At 68.1% G+C, this 14,913-nt stretch carries 13 protein-coding genes; 6 read left to right on the top strand and 7 right to left on the bottom strand.

The features are described 5' to 3' along the window. Window positions 1-33: 33 nt before the first annotated feature. Window positions 34-213, bottom strand: a complete 180-nt coding sequence (rpmF, locus tag RN629_RS06595) for a 50S ribosomal protein L32 (RefSeq protein ID WP_407034479.1) — start codon at window positions 211-213, stop codon at window positions 34-36. A 204-nt stretch (window positions 214-417) separates the two neighbouring features. Here rpmF and RN629_RS06590 point away from each other — a divergent pair, with 204 nt between their 5' ends. Beyond that, window positions 418-855: an MAPEG family protein gene (locus RN629_RS06590; RefSeq protein ID WP_407034550.1), complete on the top strand. Its 438-nt coding sequence runs from the start codon at window positions 418-420 to the stop codon at window positions 853-855. After that, complete coding sequence (locus RN629_RS06585) at window positions 852-2,495, top strand: M28 family metallopeptidase (protein WP_407034478.1); 1,644 nt, start codon at window positions 852-854, stop codon at window positions 2,493-2,495. The genes RN629_RS06590 and RN629_RS06585 overlap by 4 nt, the downstream gene beginning before the upstream one ends. Before the next feature lie 22 nt (window positions 2,496-2,517). Here RN629_RS06585 and RN629_RS06580 read toward each other — a convergent pair whose 3' ends face one another. Then, entirely contained in the window at window positions 2,518-3,213 is a 696-nt protein-coding gene (locus tag RN629_RS06580) for an MBL fold metallo-hydrolase (protein WP_407034477.1), read from the bottom strand. Between the two features lie 82 nt (window positions 3,214-3,295). Here RN629_RS06580 and pabB point away from each other — a divergent pair, with 82 nt between their 5' ends. From pabB to RN629_RS06565, 3 genes are all read left to right on the top strand, one after another. Beyond that, window positions 3,296-5,044, top strand: coding sequence for an aminodeoxychorismate synthase component I (gene pabB, locus RN629_RS06575; protein WP_407034476.1), 1,749 nt, complete (start codon window positions 3,296-3,298; stop codon window positions 5,042-5,044). A 51-nt stretch (window positions 5,045-5,095) separates the two neighbouring features. Further along, a complete protein-coding gene (locus RN629_RS06570; protein WP_407034475.1) occupies window positions 5,096-6,295 on the top strand; it encodes a pyridoxal phosphate-dependent aminotransferase in 1,200 nt (399 codons plus the stop codon). A 239-nt stretch (window positions 6,296-6,534) separates the two neighbouring features. Continuing rightward, window positions 6,535-6,675, top strand: coding sequence for a hypothetical protein (locus tag RN629_RS06565; RefSeq protein WP_407034474.1), 141 nt, complete (start codon window positions 6,535-6,537; stop codon window positions 6,673-6,675). Between the two features lie 61 nt (window positions 6,676-6,736). Here the strand turns inward: RN629_RS06565 and RN629_RS06560 are convergent, their stop codons facing one another. The 5 genes from RN629_RS06560 to pheS all read right to left on the bottom strand — a co-directional run bounded on the left by RN629_RS06560 (window position 6,737) and on the right by pheS (window position 13,442). Beyond that, entirely contained in the window at window positions 6,737-7,261 is a 525-nt protein-coding gene (locus tag RN629_RS06560; RefSeq protein WP_407034473.1) for a hypothetical protein, read from the bottom strand. Between the two features lie 57 nt (window positions 7,262-7,318). Beyond that, window positions 7,319-8,845 (bottom strand): peptide chain release factor 3, encoded by a 1,527-nt coding sequence (locus tag RN629_RS06555; protein ID WP_407034472.1) that lies wholly within the window; start codon window positions 8,843-8,845, stop codon window positions 7,319-7,321. A gap of 283 nt (window positions 8,846-9,128) precedes the next feature. After that, on the bottom strand, window positions 9,129-10,013 hold the full coding sequence (locus RN629_RS06550) for an aldose 1-epimerase family protein (protein WP_407034471.1): 885 nt from the start codon (window positions 10,011-10,013) through the stop codon (window positions 9,129-9,131). After that, entirely contained in the window at window positions 10,006-12,369 is a 2,364-nt protein-coding gene (gene pheT / locus RN629_RS06545) for a phenylalanine--tRNA ligase subunit beta (protein ID WP_407034470.1), read from the bottom strand. The genes RN629_RS06550 and pheT overlap by 8 nt, the downstream gene beginning before the upstream one ends. After that, a complete protein-coding gene (gene pheS, locus RN629_RS06540) occupies window positions 12,366-13,442 on the bottom strand; it encodes a phenylalanine--tRNA ligase subunit alpha (RefSeq protein ID WP_407034549.1) in 1,077 nt (358 codons plus the stop codon). Before pheS ends, pheT begins: the two co-directional genes overlap by 4 nt. Window positions 13,443-13,732: 290 nt before the next feature. On the opposite strand from pheS, the gene RN629_RS06535 reads away from it, so the two are divergent. Continuing rightward, a complete protein-coding gene (locus tag RN629_RS06535) occupies window positions 13,733-14,875 on the top strand; it encodes a GGDEF domain-containing protein (protein WP_407034469.1) in 1,143 nt (380 codons plus the stop codon). The last annotated feature ends 38 nt before the right edge of the window (window positions 14,876-14,913 follow it).

Below are 14,913 nucleotides of genomic sequence, written 5' to 3'. Positions count from 1 at the left end.
TCCTCTGACGGTCGTTCGTTACGGAAAGAGGGGTCAGCCCTCGACCGAAACGACTTCACGGCCGTTATAATGGCCGCATGCGGTGCACAGATTGTGCGGACGCTTCAGCTCGCCGCAGTTCGGGCATTCCTGGAACGCCTCGATCGACAGCGAGTCGTGGCCACGGCGCATGCCGCGCTTGGAGGGCGAAGTCTTTCTCTTGGGGACGGCCATTGCGGCACCTTATCAATTCGAACAATGGGTGGATACGCCACGGTCAGCACCCATTGCGCGCCCGGATCGATGACCCGGCCGCGTGAGCACCCAGCCGGACGCATCGCGAAGCCCCGCGCCTATAGCGAGTTTTGCCGAGGTTGCAAGCTTTGGCGGGGAATGGCACTCCCGACCATCATCCCGCCACCGGAGAATCCGCCGCTTATGGTCCTGCCCGTCACTCTCAGCATCGCCGCGGCGGCGGCACTGGTCAATTTATGGCTCGCCCTGCGAATCGTCGTCGGGCGGGTGCGCGGCAAGATCCTGATCGGCGATGGCGGCGATTCGCGACTCGCGACCGGCATGCGCGCGCAGGCCAATTTCGTCGAATATGCGCCCTTCGTCCTGATCCTGATGGCGTTGATCGAGCTGGCCGGGGGATCGCCCTTCTGGCTGTGGATTCTCGGCGGCGCGTTCATCGTCGCGCGAATCGGCCATGGCTGGGGCATGATGCGCCCCGTTCCCAATATCGGCCGCGCCGGAGGTGCTCTGGGAACCTGGGCGATCCTGGCCCTGCTGGCGGGATGGGCCATCGGCATCGTTTACACGACCAGCACGGCCCCGGTGAGCGGCATCACTGTTTACAAGGTTGAGCAGCGATGACTCGTTTTCCCCTGATCGCCCTGCCCGCGATCGCCCTGTCCGCCGTTGCGCTATCCGCCGCCGCGCCCGATCCGATCTCGCCCGCGCGGCTGTCGGCGGATGTGAAGACGCTGGCCTCCGACGCGTTCGAGGGCCGCGCGCCCGGTACGCCCGGCGAGGCGAAGACGGTCGACTGGCTGGTCGCGCAGTTCAAGGCGATGGGGCTGCAACCCGGCGGCCCGGACGGGCAATGGACGCAGGCCGTCCCGTTGATCCGCACCCGGATCGGACAGGGGACGATTCGCGCCGGGGCGATGCCGCTGGTGCAGGGGCAGGACATCTATGTCTCGACCGTCCGCCCGGTCGACCGCGTGGCGATCCAGGACGCCCCGATGGTCTTCGTCGGCTATGGCGTCGATGCCCCCGAGCGCGGCTGGGACGATTTCAAGGGCGTCGACCTGAAGGGCAAGGTCGCGGTCTTCCTGGTCAATGACCCCGATTTCGAGGCGGTAGCGGGCGACGATGCCAAGGGCAGGTTCGGCGACCGGCGCATGACCTATTATGGCCGCTGGACCTATAAGTTCGAGGAAGCCGCGCGACAGGGCGCGATCGCCGCGCTGATCGTCCATGACACGCCCGGCGCGGGCTATGGCTGGGCGACGGTGACGGCCCCGGCGGGCGAGAATTACGACATCGTGCGCGCCGACCCCAGTTCGCGCGTCGGGTTGCAGGGCTGGCTGTCAGGCGAGGCTGCGGCGAAGCTGTTCGCCACGGCCGGGCTGAACCTCGCCGAACAGCGCAAGGCCGCGCGCCGCGCCGATTTCAGTCCCGTCGAACTGAAGGGCCCACGCTTTTCGGCCGATCTGCCCGTCACCACGGTGCGCGCCGAAAGCCGCAACGTGCTGGCCAGGCTGCCGGGCAAGACGCGCCCCGACGAGGTCGTGATGTTCGGCGCGCATTGGGACGCCTATGGCAAGGGCGCGCCCGATGCGCAGGGGCGGACCATCCGGCCGGGCGCGAATGACGACGGCCTGGGCGTGGCGGGCGTGCTGGAGCTGGCGCGTGCGTTCAAGGCCGCTCCGCGTACCGATCGCAGCCTGGTCTTCGCGCTATGGACCGGCGAGGAGCGCGGGCTGCTGGGATCGGAAACCTATGCCGAAAAGCCGGTCTATCCGCTCGCCAGGACGGTCGCGAACCTGACGCTCGACATTCTCCAGACGGCGGGCCCGGCGAAGGACGTGATGCTGGTCGGCGACGGGCAGAATGATCTGGAGGATCGGCTGCGCACCGCCGCCGCCGCGCAAGGACGGGTGGTGACGCCCGAGGCCCTGCCCGAACGCGGGCTGTTCTACCGCGCGGACCATTTCTCGGTCGCGCGGCGCGGCGTGCCGACGTTGCTCCTGATGGCGATCAGCGGCGCGCCCGATCTGGTCGCGGGCGGGCGCCCGGCGGGGCAGCAATGGCTCGACGGCTATATGCGCTGCTACCACCAGACCTGCGACGCGTGGGACGCGAAATGGGATCTGCGCGGCGCGGCAGCCGATGTCGGGTTGTTCTATCGCATGGGGCGCGACCTGGCCGACGGGCACGATTGGCCCGAATGGCGGGACGGCTCCGAGTTCAAGGCGATTCGGGCAGAGACGGCGCGCGCGCGACGGTGAGGCAAGCTCCGCGCGCGCCGTCTCACCACCCCTGGCCGCGCGCCAGCACCCGGTCCGCCACGAACGCATTGCTCTGCCGCTCATGTCCGAAGGTGCTGGGCTGGCCATGTCCGGGAATGAACGCGGTCTCATTCCCCAGCGGCCACAGTTTGTCGACGATCGAGCGGATCAGCTGGTCGTGATCGCCACCGGGCAGGTCCGAACGCCCGATCGAGCCCTGGAACAGCACGTCGCCGACCAGCGCGAAACGCGAAGGCGCGTGATGGAAGATCACATGGCCGCGCGTGTGCCCCGGCGTTTCGTACACATCGAGCGTCAGGTCGCCGATCGTCACGCGGTCCCCCTCGGACAGCCAGCGCGTCGGCTCCAGCACCTGCGCGGGGATGCCATAGGCCTGTCCGTCCTCGTCCAGCCGCGCGAGCCAGAACCGGTCCTCTTCCTGCGGCCCTTCCACCGGCACGCCCAGCGCATCCGACAGCGCCTTCGCCCCGCCCGCATGGTCGATATGGCCGTGCGTCAGCAGGATCTTCTCCACCGTCACCCCGGTCTTGGCGATGGCGTCATGGATGCGCGGCAGGTCGCCGCCGGGATCGACCACCGCCGCCTTCATCGTCGCGGTGCACCAGACGATCGAGCAATTCTGCTGAAGCGGGGTGACGGGGACGATCGCGGCGCGCAGTGGTGGGCTTTGCGGCGGAGCCTGGTGAGGATCGGTCATGCTCCAGGAGATAGGGGCTGGGACAGGAACGGCCAATCGATACTTGCAAGCGCGGGGCCGCCCCGTGCATGGATCGTCGTTCATGATGCGCCCCGACGCCCCTTTCGTCCTGCTCGACGACGCCCGTGACGGGGGCGCGGCGGCGCGCCTCTACACCGCGCCGGTCGGGATCGTGACCGCGCATCACCCGGACGCGGTCGCGCCCGCGCTGGACCGGCTTCGCCGCGCGCGGCTCGACGGGCTCCATGCCGCCGGGACCATCGCCTATGAGGCCGGGGCCGCGTTCGAACCGGGCGTGCCTTTTCCCGCCACCGCCGGACCGCTGCTGTGGTTCGGTCTGTTCGCCGGCTATCGCACGATCACGGTCGAGGACATGCTGCCCGATCCGGCGGGTGCATGGATCGGCGACCTGGCGCCCGAACTGACCGAGGAGCGCCATGCCGCGCAATTCGCGGCGGTCCAGGCGCTGATCCATGCGGGCGATCTCTATCAGGTCAATCTGTCCTTCCGCGCGACCGCGCCGGTCGCGGGCGATCCGCTGGCGCTCTATGCCGGGCTGCGCGCCCGGTCGCGCGCGGGCTGGGGCGCTGTGGTGGCGACGGGTTCGGACATGATCCTGTCGCTGTCGCCCGAGATGTTCTTCGCGCTGGACGATGGCCGCCTGACCGCCAGACCGATGAAGGGGACCGCGCGCCGACGGCCCGAGCCAGAGGCGGATGCGCGGGCGGCGCGGGCGTTGCGCGACGACCCCAAGCAGCGCGCCGAAAACCTGATGATCGTCGACCTGATGCGCAACGACCTGTCGCGCGTCGCCCGGCCAGGCAGCGTGGCGGTGCCCGATCTGTTCGCGGTCGAACCCTATCCCACGGTGCACCAGATGGTCTCGACCGTCACCGCCGACCTGGCCGAGCGGCGCGATGCCATCGACGTGCTGGCCGCGCTGTTTCCCTGCGGGTCGATCACCGGCGCGCCCAAGATCCGCGCGATGCAGGCGATCGCCGCGATCGAGGACTCCCCGCGCGGTCTCTATACCGGCGCGATCGGACGGCTCGATGCGAATGGCGACGCGATGTTCAACGTCGCGATCCGCACCCTGACCTGGCCCGATGGAGAGGGGCACGCGACGCTGGGCCTGGGCTCGGGCATCGTCGCCGACTCGGTGGCGGCGGACGAATGGGACGAATGCCTGGCCAAGGGGGCGTTCCTGGCCGGCGGGCGCGGCGAGTTCGACCTGATCGAGACGATGGCTTTCGATCCCGTCGAGGGCATCCAGCATCTGGAGGCCCATCTGGCGCGGATGAAGGCGAGCGCCGCCGCGCTGGACTTCACCTTCGACCGGCACGCCGCGCGCAACGAGTTGCAGGCCGCAACCTTCCGCCTGCGCGAGGCGCGGCGCGTCCGCCTGCTGCTCGCACGCGGCGGCGCGATCGTCGTCGAGGTCGGTCCTGCCCCCCGTCCCTTCGACGCGGTCGTGCCCGTTCGGATCATGCCGCTGCCCGTATCCCCCGCCGACCTGCGCCTGCGTCACAAGACCAGCGCGCGCGGCTTTTACGATGCGGCGCGCGCGGCGGCGGGCACGGCGGAGATCGTGTTCGAAACGGCCGACGGGTCGCTGACCGAAGGCAGTTTCACCAATCTTTTCGTCCCGCGCGGCGACCGGCTCGTCACCCCGCCGCTGGCCCAGGGCCTGCTGCCCGGCGTGTTGCGCGCGCACCTGATCGACAGTGGCCAAGCGGTCGAAGGCCGGGTGACCCGGATCGATCTTCGCGACGGATTCTTGCTCGGCAACGCGCTTCGTGGATTGTTTCGTGCGGAGATGGTTGCGGATTGAGCGCGCCGCGCGCTAAGGCGCGCGCATCTTCCTGTCGCAAAGGTTCCTACCATGCAGCCCTCCGCCGCGCTCGGCCGTATCAGCCCCTCCCCCACGCTCGCCATCACCAGCCGCGTGATGGAGCTGAAGCGCGCGGGTGTCGACGTGATCGGGCTGGGCGCGGGTGAACCGGACTTCGACACGCCCGATTTCGTCAAGGACGCCGCGATCCAGGCGATTCGCGACGGCAAGACCAAATATACGAACGTCGACGGGACGCCCGAGCTGAAGGCGGCGATCGCGGCCAAGTTCACGCGCGACAATGGCCTGACCTACAAGGCCGATCAGATCAGCGTGAATGTCGGCGGCAAGCACACCCTGTTCAACGCGATGGTCGCGACGATCGACGCGGGCGACGAGGTGGTGATCCCCGCGCCCTATTGGGTCAGCTATCCCGATGTCGTCCAGTTCGCCGGCGGCGTGCCGGTGATCGTCAAGGCCGGCCCGGAGCAAGGTTACAAGCTGACCCCCGAAGCGCTTGACGCCGCGATCACGCCCCGGACCAAATGGGTGATCCTCAACTCGCCGTCGAACCCGACGGGCGCGGGCTATACCGCCGACGAGTTGAAGGCGCTGGGCGAAGTGATCCTGCGCCATCCGCAGGTCTGGGTCTTCGCCGACGATATGTACGAGCATATCGTCTATGATGGCTTCCGCTTCGCCACCATCGCGCAGGTCTGCCCCGAACTGTATGAGCGGACGCTGACCGTGAATGGCTGTTCCAAGGCCTATGCCATGACCGGCTGGCGCATCGGCTATGCGGGCGGCGCGCCCTGGCTCATCAAGGCGATCGCCAAGCTGCAGTCGCAATCGACCTCCAACCCCTGTTCGATCGCGCAGGCCGCGGCGACGGCGGCCCTGACCGGCGACCAGAGCTTCCTCGCCGAGCGCAACGCAGCGTTCCAGGCGCGACGCGACATGGTGGTGGCGATGCTTAATGAAATCGACGGCATGTCCTGCCCGACGCCGGAAGGGGCCTTCTACGTCTATCCGTCCTTCGCCCCGCTGATCGGCAAGACCACGCCCTCGGGCCGGCTGATCGACAGCGACGAGGCGTTCGTCGGCTATCTGCTCGACGATGCGAAGGTGGCGGCGGTGCAGGGCGCGGCGTTTGGCCTCTCGCCCGCGATGCGGATCAGCTATGCGACCTCTGACGCGCTGCTCAAGGAAGCCTGCACCCGTATCCAGACGGCCTGCGCCGCGCTGAAATAATCACGCTCCCAATTGGAGCGCGAAGCCAGTCGGTCCGGGCCCCGGATCGGCTGGCTTTTTCCTTTGCGGCCATCGCCGCGCCGTAATGTGACTAAACTGTGACCTGAATGACACGCTCACGTGCCGTTAATGCAGTGTTTCTATAATCACCATTGTCGGAACGGAGTCGATCGACCAGATGGCACCGGGAAGATCGCCAGCCCCTTTTGGATGGCGACCCATTTGAACAGGTGAAGACGATGCGCGCCCTCCTCAAGTCCAGCTTCGTATGGCAGTTCGCCGGCGGATTTGCGCTTGGTGCCCTGGGGCTCGTGATGCTTCACCCGGCCGAAGCCACCAGCCACGCCCCCCAGACCGCGCCGATCGAGGCCGTCCGCTAAAGAGGAAACGGGCGAGTCCGGCTCGCCCCCAGCGCGCTCTTCTTCAAGAGCATGCGTTTCTTCAGGCCGCAGGCACCGTCTTCGGCCCGACCTCCTGCAACAGCAGATCACGACACGCCCGGTTATAGGCGTGCGCGCGCCACCAGAACCAGCCGCCATTGCCCACGCTCCACGCCGCGACGCCCAGCGCCGCCCAGGGCAGGGCACGCGTCGCCCGGCCACCCCGCGCTGCAATCCGCCCGGCCTTGAGGCCACCCTGCCCGATCACCCGTGCGGTCTTCGCCAGCCGCCCCGCCGCCCGCGCCTGCGACAACAGGCCCGAACCGCCGCGCAGATCGCCCAGGATCGCCACGGGACCGACAAAGCCCTTGAGCTTGCCGACCACTTCCTGCGCCTCGATCGCCATGGCGGGCTCCAGCTCGCGCCGCTGCGCGCCGTTCAGCGCATAGGCATCGGCGATCTCGTCGATCGTCTCGGCCAGACTCTCGGTCCCGATGGTCAGCGCCTTCGCCCCGGCCTTCAGCGCGCGGCGACGGATCAGCTTTTCATTGGTTTCAAAAATCGATTCGATCGCGGCGCGGTCCATGGGCAGTCCTTGTTCGTTCCTATGCCGTTGAAGCCGCGAAACGGCCCCCGGGTTCCCTCAGCGTTCGCGCGTGGCGAGGAAGCGGACCTTGGGATAGCGATCGGCGACATAGCCGACTTCCCACGCGCTCTTGGCGAGGAAGACGGGGTTGTCGTCGCGGTCCTTGGCCATGGCGGCACGGTTCAGGTCCATGAACGCCTTGAGGTCGGCCGCATCGTCCGCCGCGATCCAGCGCGCGGTGTCAAACGGCGCCGGCTCCAGCCCGGCGGCGACCTTATATTCGGCATCGAGCCGCGACAGCAGCACGTCGAGCTGCAACTGCCCCACCACGCCGATGATCCAGTTCGAGCCGATCTCGGGATAGAAGACCTGCGTCACCCCCTCCTCGGCCATGTCGTCCAGCGCCTTGCGGAGCTGCTTGGTCTTGGTCGGGTCCTTCAGCGCGACGCGACGCAGGATTTCGGGCGCGAAATTGGGCAGGCCGGTGAAGCGGACATCCGCCCGCTCCGACAGGGTATCGCCGACGCGCAGCGTGCCGTGATTGGGGATGCCGATGATGTCGCCCGGAAACGCCTCGTCCGCGACTTCGCGGTTCTGCGCGAAGAACAGGATCGGCGAATGGACCGCGATCGGCTTGCCATGGCCGGTGGGGGTCAGCTTCATGCCGCGCTTGAAGGTGCCCGAGCAGAGCCGCATGAACGCGATCCGGTCGCGATGCTGCGGGTCCATATTGGCCTGCACCTTGAAGACGAAGCCGGTGACTTCCTTGTTGTCCGGCGACACCGGCGCAGGCTCGGCGGGCTGGGGACGCGGCGGCGGCGCATGGCGGCTGAGCGCGTCGATCAGCTCGGCGACCCCGAAATCCTTGAGCGCCGATCCGAAATAAACCGGGGTCAGGTCGCCGTTGCGATAGGCGTCGGCATCGAACGCCGCATAGCCCGCCTGCGCCAGCTCGACCTCTTCGGCGACCTCGGGCGGCAGGGTTGGCGCATCGTCCACCTTGCCCAGAAAGGCGCGGCTGTCACCCTCGGGACGGCTGACCTTGCCGGTGGTCAGGTCGAGCACCCCCTCGAACAGCCCGCCCATGCCGACCGGCCAGCTCATCGGCGCGACGTCGAGCGCCAGGATGTCGGCGATCTCGTCGAGCAGCTCGAAGGCGGGGCGGCCTTCGCGGTCGACCTTGTTGACGAAGGTGATGATCGGCACCGAGCGCAGGCGGCACACCTCGAACAGCTTGCGCGTCTGCGCCTCGATACCGCGCGCCGCGTCGATCACCATCACCGCCGAGTCGACGGCGGTCAGGGTGCGATAGGTGTCCTCCGAAAAGTCCTCGTGGCCCGGCGTGTCGAGCAGGTTGAAGGTCACGCCGTCCTTCTCGAACGTCATCACCGAGGAGGTGACCGAGATGCCGCGCTGCTGCTCGATCTTCATCCAGTCCGACCGTGCGCGCCGGTTTGCCCCGCGCGCCTTGACCTCGCCCGCCAGATGGATCGCACCGCCGAAATACAACAGCTTTTCGGTCAGCGTCGTCTTGCCGGCGTCAGGGTGCGAGATGATCGCGAAGGTACGGCGGGGGGAGGTCATGGGCGGCTCTGTCAGATAGGAAGAGCGGGCATCGAACGGCCCGCCATGCGGCGCCTGTTACAGCAAATTGTGGCACAAGACAGGCCCCGCTTTGCGGTCGCCATATCCGCTTGGCGGCTGAGATGCGCGCCCTCCCCTTCACCCTGTCTGTACCATCCCGGCGAAGGCCGGGGTCCAGTTGGGAAGGCATTCAAGATAGCACGACACCTTCGCCCCAGACCGCATGGCCCCTGGACCCCGGCCTTCGCCGGGGTCGTGCAGGAGAGGAGGGGCAGAAAGCGTCTTACCCCGCCAGCGTCACCGTCGTCCGGATCAGCTTCTCGCCCCCGACCGGCACGACGAACACACCGGGCTTCTCGGCGAAATCACCGTCGAATCCTTCCGGGTCGGCAATGCCGTGCCAAGGCTCGACACAGACATAGGCCGCGCCGGGCTTGGTCCAGATGCCGAGCTTGTCGGTATCGGGGAAGGCGATGCGCAACTGCGGCGCGCCATCCGCGCCATAGGTCAGGCTGCGGCTCTCGACCGGGTCCCAGACCAGCGCGTCCTGGGTGAACAGATCATCCGCCAGATGCAGCACACGGCCGTCGAGCGGACTGTCGCGGAGCCCTTGGGCGATCTGCCCATCCGGCGCGATGACGCGCAGCTTCGACGGCTCTTCGCGTTCAAAGGTGATGCGATGATCGGCCCGCGCGCGGCCATAGGGCAGCGGCCAGGCGAAGGCAGGATGGAAGCCGAAGCTGGCGGGCATCACCACCTCGCCCCGGTTGAGGATGCGAACGTCCATCACCAGGGTCGCGTCCTCCAGCCGGAACTCCGCCTCCAGCCGGAAGGCGAAGGGGTAGGAGGCACGTGTCTCCTCGCTATCCCCCAGCGAGAAGACCGCCCGGGTCGGCTCGACCGTCACCACCTCGAACATCGCGTGACGGGCGAAGCCATGCTTGGCCATCGGATAATGCCGCCCGTTCAGGCGGATGCCGTCGCGGGTCACGCCGATGACCGGAAAGAGCAACGGCGCGCGGCCGGTCCAGAACGCCGGGTCCGCATCGGTCATCAACTCGCGCCCCGCGGCGTCGCAGAGCGAGGACAGCTCCGCACCGAGCGGGTTGATCGCCGCCGACAGATGATCGTTGCCGATCCGGACCCAGTTTTCCGGTTGTTCAGCCACGCAATTGCGCTCCCTGCTTGGCGGCGGCGGCGACGATCCTGTCGGCCACGGCCTTCAACTCCTCGTCGGTGAAGCTCTTCTGCCCTGGCTGGAGCAGAACCTCGACCGCGACCGACTTATGGCCTTCGGGCACGCCGGTCCCGGCGAACACGTCGAAGACGCGCGCGGCGGTGATCGCGGCCTTGTCCGCCCCCCGCACCGCACGGATCAGCATGTCGGCGGCGAGGCTGTCGGGCACCAGAAAGGCGAAGTCGCGGCGGACCGATTGCAGCGCGGGCGGGGTGTAGGCGGGCCGCATGAAACCGGTCGCGCGCTTGGGCGGAATCGCGTCGAGATAGATTTCCACCGCCGCCACCGCGCCGTCCAGGTCGAACGCCTTCAACACCGACGGATGAACCATGCCGAACGCCCCCAGCACCGTCTTCGGCCCCAGCCGCAGCGTGCCCGACTGGCCGGGATGCCAGGCGTCGCCCGCCTCGCCCATCACTTGCAGGTTATCCACCGGCGCACCGGCCTGCGCGAGCAGCGCGATCGCCTCGGCCTTGGCGTCATAGGCGTCGAACGCCTGCGCCTTGCCCGAGCGCCAGTTGCGCAGGCGTTTGTCGCCCGCCAGCACCACGCCCAAGGTCGGCCGCTCAGCCTCCGCCAGATAGCGGCGGCCGATCTCGAACAGGCGGACGGCGGTCGCGCCGCGCTTGATATTGCGCTCGGTCGCGGCGAGCAGGCCGGGGAGGAGCGAGGGCCGCATGACCTTCAAATCCTCGCTGATCGGATTGGCAAGGGTGAAGGCGCCGCCGCCGAACGGCGCGGCCTGCGCCTCGCTGATGAAGCTCCACGTCACCGCTTCGTCGAGGCCACGCGCGGCAGCGGCGCGGCGGGCGCGGCGCTCCAGCTTCTGCTGCGGCGTGGCGGTGGGACGCGCGACGCCGGGCGCGCGGGGGAGCGCGACCGGGGGAACCTGGTCGATCCCCTCGATGCGGATGACCTCCTCGACCAGATCGGCGGGGCCGTCGATATCGCGACGCCAACTCGGCGCGCTCACCTGCCAGTCGGCGGTGACGGCGAAGCCCAGCGACTCGAGGATCGCCTTCTGCCGCGCAGGATCGACGGCGAGGCCACCCAGCGTCTCGGCGAGGTTAGGGTCATAGGCGATGGTCTTGCCGACAACCGGCGGCTGGCCCGCGCGCGTCACATTGCTGGCGGTACCGCCGCAATATTCCAGGACCAGCGCGGTCGCGATGGCGAGGCCGTCGTCGAGGAAGTCCGGGTCCACGCCGCGCTCGAACCGCTGGCGCGCGTCGGAGGTCAGGGCCAGCGCCTGGCCGGTGCGCGCGATCGCGTCAGGCGCGAAATAGGCGCATTCGATGATGACGTCGGTGGTCGCCTCCGACACGCCCGAATGCTCGCCGCCCATGATGCCGCCGATGTCGTGAACACCCGCATCGTCGGCGATGACGGTCATGCCCTCGGACAGGCTATAGGTCCTGCCGTTGAGCGCCGCGACCGTCTCGCCGTCACGGGCTTTCCGCGCGACCAGACCGCCCGAGAGCTTGCCCTTGTCATAGACGTGGAGCGGACGCCCCAGATCGACCGTCATGTAATTGGTGATGTCGACCAGCGCCGAGATCGGCTTCTGCCCGATCGCGGTCAGCCGCTGGCGCATCCATTCGGGGGCCTCGCCATTGGTCAGGCCCGTCACCCCTTGGGCATAGAAAGCCGGGCAGCCTTCAGCATCCTCGATCCGCACATCGGGACCGGCCCCCTCGCCCGCCACCGGCGGCACGGTCGGCGCGATCAGCGTGCCCAGCCCGGCCGCGGCAAGGTCGCGCGCGATGCCGTGGACGCCCATGCAATCCTGCCGGTTGGGGGTGATCGACACGTCGATGACCGGATCGTTGAGACCCGCATAATCGGGGAAGGAGGTGCCAATGACCGCATCCTCGGGCAGTTCGATGATGCCCTCATGCCCCTCGCCGATCTCCAGCTCGCGCGCCGAGCACATCATGCCGCTCGACTCGACGCCGCGGATCGCCGCGACCTTGAGGGTCACGTCGAGGCCGGGGACATAGGCACCCGGCGCGCCAAACACGCCGACCAGCCCGGCGCGGGCGTTGGGCGCACCGCACACCACCTGCATCGGCCCGTCGCCGGCATCGACCGACAGGACCTGCAATTTGTCGGCCTGCGGATGCCGCTCCGCCGACAGGATGCGCGCGACGCGGAACGGCGCCAGCGCCTCGCCCGGATTGTGGACGCCCTCGACCTCCAGCCCGATACGGGTCAGCCCCTCGACGATGGCGTCGAGCGAGGCGTCGGTGTCCAGATGGCTCTTCAGCCAGCCCAGGGTGAACTTCATGCGCCGACTCCTCCCGACAGCGTGGGTACGTCGAGGCTCGCGAACCCGTAATGCTTCAACCAGCGAATATCGCCGTCGAAGAAGGCGCGCAGATCGTCCATCCCGTATTTCAGCATGGCGAGGCGATCGATGCCGCAGCCAAAGGCGAAGCCCTGCCATTCATTGGGATCGAGCCCGCACGCCTCGATGACCTTGGGGTGGACCATGCCGCTGCCCAGCACCTCCATCCAGCCGCCGCCGGACCCGCCAATGACGCGCTTGCCCTTCTCGATCGTGTAGCCGACATCGACCTCGGCGCTCGGTTCGGTGAAGGGAAAATAGCTGGGGCGCAGGCGCAGCACGATGTCGTCACGCTCGAAGAACGCCTTGAGGAAGGTCTCCAGCGTCCATTTCAGATGGCCGAGCGTGATCCCCTTGTCGATCACCAGCCCCTCGACCTGATGGAACATCGGCGTATGGGTCGCGTCCGAGTCGGAGCGATAGGTGCGGCCCGGCGCGATGATGCGGATCGGCGGCTTGCTGTCCAGCATGGTGCGGATCTGCACCGGCGAAGTGTGGGTGCGCAGCACGCGGCGCACCGTGCGCTCGTCGCCCCCGGCCTCGACCCCCGCCAGATAGAAGGTGTCGTGCATGGCGCGCGCCGGATGCGTCTCCGGGATGTTGAGCGCGGTGAAATTGTGCCAGTCGGTCTCCACCTCCGGCCCGGTCGCGACCGCGAAGCCCAGATCGGCGAAGATCTCGGCCAGTTCGTCCATGACCTGGGAAACCGGGTGGACGGTGCCGAAGCTGGTGGTTTCGACCGGCAGGGTCATATCCAGCCGCTCGGACGACAGCCGCGCGTCGAGCGCCGCCTGCTCCAGCCCGGCCTTGCGCGCGGACAGCGCCTCGGTGACGGCTTCGCGCAAGCCATGGATACGCGGCCCTTCGACCTGACGCTCTTCCGGGCTCATCTTGCCCAGCGTCTTGAGCAGTTGCGTGATCCGCCCCTGCTTGCCCAGCGCGTCGACGCGGACCGTCTCCAACGCGTCCAGCGCGGAGGCATCGGCGATGGCGGCGAGCAGATGCCCGCGCATTTGTTCGAGTTCGTTACTCACATGTCACTCCGTCGGCCGTATCCACGGCCCCGCCGGGACCCGGCCCGTTGGCGGGATTGTGCCCGCCGTAGCGGCTGGGTGCCCATGGGATCAATCCTCCTCGCATATCCCCGCCCGCCGGCGGCCGCCGCAACCCGGCATTCCTGCCGAATGAGCAAAGACCGCCGCGGAAACAGGCCGGAGCAAACTTTTCCTAAACCTCTCGCCCGTTACGGGGAAGGATGCGGCCCCGTGCAGTCGGGGCCGGTCGCCCCCATGGAAACGCCATTTTGATCCTCGATGTTGTCACCGTCCAGATCGTTGCCGCCATCAGCCATTTCCTGATCGGGGCGCTGCACCTGATCCCTGGCCTGACGCGCGAAGGGAAACATGGATGGGCGCGGTCCTGGGGATGGGGAAAGATCCTGATCGGCCTGGCGAACGGCCTGACCCTGTTCTTCGACGGGTCGAACGTCGCGTTGGTCGAGCGCCTGCTCAACCTGATGCTCATCGTCGGAATGGCGCTCTGCGTTCGCAGCGTCGCGCTATTCGGCAGGCGGTCGCCGCCCCGCATCCTCCTCGCCATGATGGGCGCGACGGGCCTGGGCCTGATCGCGCTGATGCTGTTGCAGACGACCGATGTCCGCTGGACCGTGGCGATGCTGGGGTCGGCGCGCAACCTGTGCCTCATTGCCATCACCTGGCTGATGCTCGGCATCGCCAGGCGCGAAAAACTGTTCACCGCATGGGTCATGGGTGGCTTTTTCATCGCCGCCACGCCGCTGTTCGTGCTCCACATGCTGTTCAGCCTGCTGGCGTTCAGCGCGCCCGCCTGGGAACAGGAGGCGCAGTGGATCGCCGATTGGGCAGCGGGCGTCGGCATCATCGTGGTGACGCTGACGCATTTCTCGCTGCTGCTGGTCGAGGCGGAGCGCAACCAGCGCGAATTGCGGCAGCAGGCCTGCATCGATGGCCTGACGGGTGCGCTCAATCGCTTCGGGCTGGATCGGGTCGAGGAATCGCTGCACGGCGACGTCACGGTACTGCTGATCGATATCGACCGCTTCAAGGCGTTGAACGACCAGCATGGCCATGCCGCGGGCGACATGGTGCTGCGCCTGCTGACCGATCTGGCGCTGAGCGAGCTGGGCCAGCGCGGCCGGGTCGCGCGGATCGGCGGCGACGAATTCCTCTGCGTCCTGCCGAGCGGCACGGCGGCGGAGGCGGAGGCGCTGCGCAAGGCGCTGTCGCACCGGTTCGATCGCGCGGTGATCGCCGCGATCGATGTCAGCCCGCCGCCGACGCTCAGCATCGGCATCGCCGCCGGATCGATCGAGGACGGGCTGGACCGGCTGGTCCATCAGGCGGACGAGGCGATGTACAGGGTCAAGCGCGGCCGCCAGAGCCGGGATGCGCGCGCGGCGGTCGCCTGACCGGACAGACGCGGCGGTCCGCACACCACCGCGCCCGT

Source organism: Facivitalis istanbulensis, from assembly GCF_040560405.1.
GTDB classification, from domain to species: Bacteria; Pseudomonadota; Alphaproteobacteria; order Sphingomonadales; family Sphingomonadaceae; genus Sphingomonas; species Sphingomonas istanbulensis.
This window is presented reverse-complemented; position numbering and strand designations above follow the sequence as displayed.